At 58.9% G+C, this 2676-nt stretch carries 4 protein-coding genes; 2 read left to right on the forward strand and 2 right to left on the reverse strand.

What is annotated here, in order from left to right:
• Both NW856_RS13120 and NW856_RS13125 read right to left on the reverse strand, forming a co-directional pair.
• Window positions 1-865 (reverse strand): DNA-formamidopyrimidine glycosylase (locus tag NW856_RS13120; protein WP_414400619.1); only part of this gene is annotated, 865 nt, incomplete at its 3' end.
• A gap of 46 nt (window positions 866-911) precedes the next feature.
• Window positions 912-1139, reverse strand: a complete 228-nt coding sequence (locus NW856_RS13125; protein ID WP_414329200.1) for a photosystem I reaction center subunit IV — start codon at window positions 1137-1139, stop codon at window positions 912-914.
• 119 nt (window positions 1140-1258) lie between these two features.
• Here NW856_RS13125 and NW856_RS13130 point away from each other — a divergent pair, with 119 nt between their 5' ends.
• Window positions 1259-2143: a penicillin-binding transpeptidase domain-containing protein gene (locus NW856_RS13130; RefSeq protein ID WP_414400620.1), complete on the forward strand. Its 885-nt coding sequence runs from the start codon at window positions 1259-1261 to the stop codon at window positions 2141-2143.
• Between the two features lie 116 nt (window positions 2144-2259).
• Window positions 2260-2412, forward strand: coding sequence for a chlorophyll a/b-binding protein (locus tag NW856_RS13135; RefSeq protein WP_011429120.1), 153 nt, complete (start codon window positions 2260-2262; stop codon window positions 2410-2412).
• Window positions 2413-2676 lie beyond the last annotated feature (264 nt).

A 2676-nucleotide genomic window follows, 5' to 3' on the forward strand; every position in this document is an offset into this window, starting at 1 on the left:
CCCAACCCCTCTCCCCTGGGGAGAGGGGGGTTTTGAGTGGCTGGCAGTGGGGGCAAAAGTGAGCCGAACGACCTGCCAGCTTCATCCGCTGAATTGGGGTGCCACAGAGGCGACAGGGATCCCCTTCCCGACCGTACACCCACGCTTGCCCTTGATAGTTGCCGTTGAGCCCACGCAGATCCCGGTAATCCCGCAAGGTGGTGCCCCGCTGCTCCAGCCCGGCCCGTAACACCTCGATCAAAGCTTCTCGCAGGCGTGCCTTGGCCACATCCGAAAGCTGAACTGCTGGCGTCAAAGGGTGAATGCCGCTCAGAAACAGGGCTTCGTCGGCGTAAATGTTGCCCACCCCGGCTACCAGCGATTGATCCAGCAGCGCGGTTTTAATAAGACGGCGGCTCTTCTGCAGGGCAGCCTGGAAATAGGCCTCAGAAAAAGCTGGCGAAAAGGGCTCCGGCCCCAAAGTCTGCAGGGTGGGGATCACCGCCTCCAGCTCAACACCGGCAGGCACCAGCCACATCTGGCCAAAGGTGCGCTGATCCACAAAGCGCAAGTCCCACCCTTCCTCGAAGGCCAAACGAACACGAGTGTGAGCTGATAAAGGGGTGGATCCCTGCACCCAGAGCAACTGCCCGGTCATGCGCAGATGCACGCCCAGAACAGCTCTCGAATCCAGGGATCCCAGGAGATACTTTCCTCGCCGCTGCCACTGGGTAAAACGGGTGCCAATCAAGCTCCGCCCAAACATCTCCCCTGCAGGGTAGGCAATGGTGCGGGCCAGGAGCACCTCCACCGCAAGTATCCGCGGCCCCAAGGTGAGGCGTTGCAAATCTTGCCGAACTGTTTCAACTTCCGGCAGTTCAGGCACAGAACGACTTGCTCAAGAACACAGTCCCCGGCATCAGAACTTTGGCTTAGCTGGCCGGAGCGGCTTTGGCCTTGGCCTTGGGAGCTTCCAACACTTCCAGCTCATCTTCGCGGAAGTTGTTGGTGTTGATGTTGTAGTAGTTGATCTTGTCAAAGCGGACGATCACCGGGTAGAGAATGCCGCTGGTATCCACCGCCGCAACCGTTCCCACATCCCGGTACCAGTAGGATTCTTTCCGCAGCACACGGACTTTGGCACCACGCTGAATTGCCATGAGGGTTATCTCCATTGACCTGAACTCAGATTACCCTAGTCCGTGAGAAGGCTGCGATTTCCGAATTTTTGTAACAGGGATCCGCTTTTGTCTGGCTGGGTTTTCGGGGCCAACAGCAGATGAACCGTCGCACCTGTGGAGCCTGGCTGTTGGGTTCTGCTTTGACCTGGGGCTTGCAGGGGAAATCTGCAGGGCTGCCCCATCCGCGCGATTTTGCCGCCGTCCTCAACCTGAACACCGGTCGTTTAACAAGGGTTTGGCAGCCGGAGCAGGCTTCCAGAATCAGGGCCAGCCCTGGCTCAACCGTCAAATGCGCCGTTGCCGCCGCTGCTCTGCAGACTGGGATCAGCTCTGGGGAGCGCTTGATCCACTGTCCGGGTTGGTGGGATCCGCCGCCGCAACTGGGGTTGGGCCGCCTACCCTGCTGGGATCCCCGTGGCCATGGGGCTTTGAACTTGCGCCAGGCCCTGGCCCACTCTTGCAACGTGCATTTTTACCAGTTGGGCTGGGAGCTAGGGGCCAATACCCTGGTGGAGTGGCTGCGGCGCTTCGGCCTAGGGAGTGTGCAGAATACAGCTCCGGCTCCGCTCTTGGCGACCGGTCTGGCTGGGCCGGTAGATCCCTGGGAGCTGTTGGTTTATGGGGGCGTGATTGCCCGCCGAGGTGTACCCCTTTCTGGCGAGGTCTCTCTGCCCGCTTTCTCTTTACCGGCTTGGATTTGGGAGGCTCTCCATGCTGGCATGAGCCTGGCGGCAACAGCGGGCACCTGTCGCGGCATTGCCCCAGAAGGGATCCCAGTGGCAGCCAAGTCTGGCACCATCCTCAATCCTCAACGACGAGGACGACCAATTCTCTGGGCAGAAGATTTTCAAGCCTGGTTGCTGGCCTTTTGGCCCCTGCCGGATCCCAACTGGACGCTGGTGCTGCACCTGCATCAGGGCAAAGCCTATGAGGCGGCCATTCCCCTGGCGCGGCAGATCATCGCCGCCATCGGCAGCGGGTGACCACCTTGCTTGCGATCATGAAGAAATGCAAACTATACTGAAGGTCAAGTGCCGTTCTCGTTTTCGTTCTTTACGGATCCCACTCCCTGTCGTTCCCATTTACCCTGGAGGTTCTCATGTCTAATCCCAATTTGTCTGAGCCCAAGTTTGGCTTTAACGAGTATGCCGAGCGCCTCAACGGTCGGGCTGCCATGATTGGCTTTGTGTTGGCCATTGTCATCGAAGCGGTGACGGGCCAAGGCGTTGCTTCCTGGCTGGGCCTGATCTAAGAGACCTCAACTTACCGCCTTTTGGCTTTTCCTTGGGTCTGCTGGCTTGCAGGCCCTTTATTGTATTGAGCAGGGTATTGAGCAGGAAGCGTGACTGCACCAGTTGTAGCCGTTCTGAATGGCAACAAAGCTTGAGCGGGCACCAACTACTCCAAGCAATTCCGACAGCGCCGAATCTTTCCCTTTCTCCCTCTGAGGGAGGAGCTGGTGTGAGGGTATCCCACTAGTTCCATTAGCTAAACCGCCGAGAAGCCCCGCCCTCTG

This window comes from Synechococcus sp. R3-13, from assembly GCF_047462195.1.
GTDB lineage: Bacteria > Cyanobacteriota > Cyanobacteriia > Thermostichales > Thermostichaceae > Thermostichus.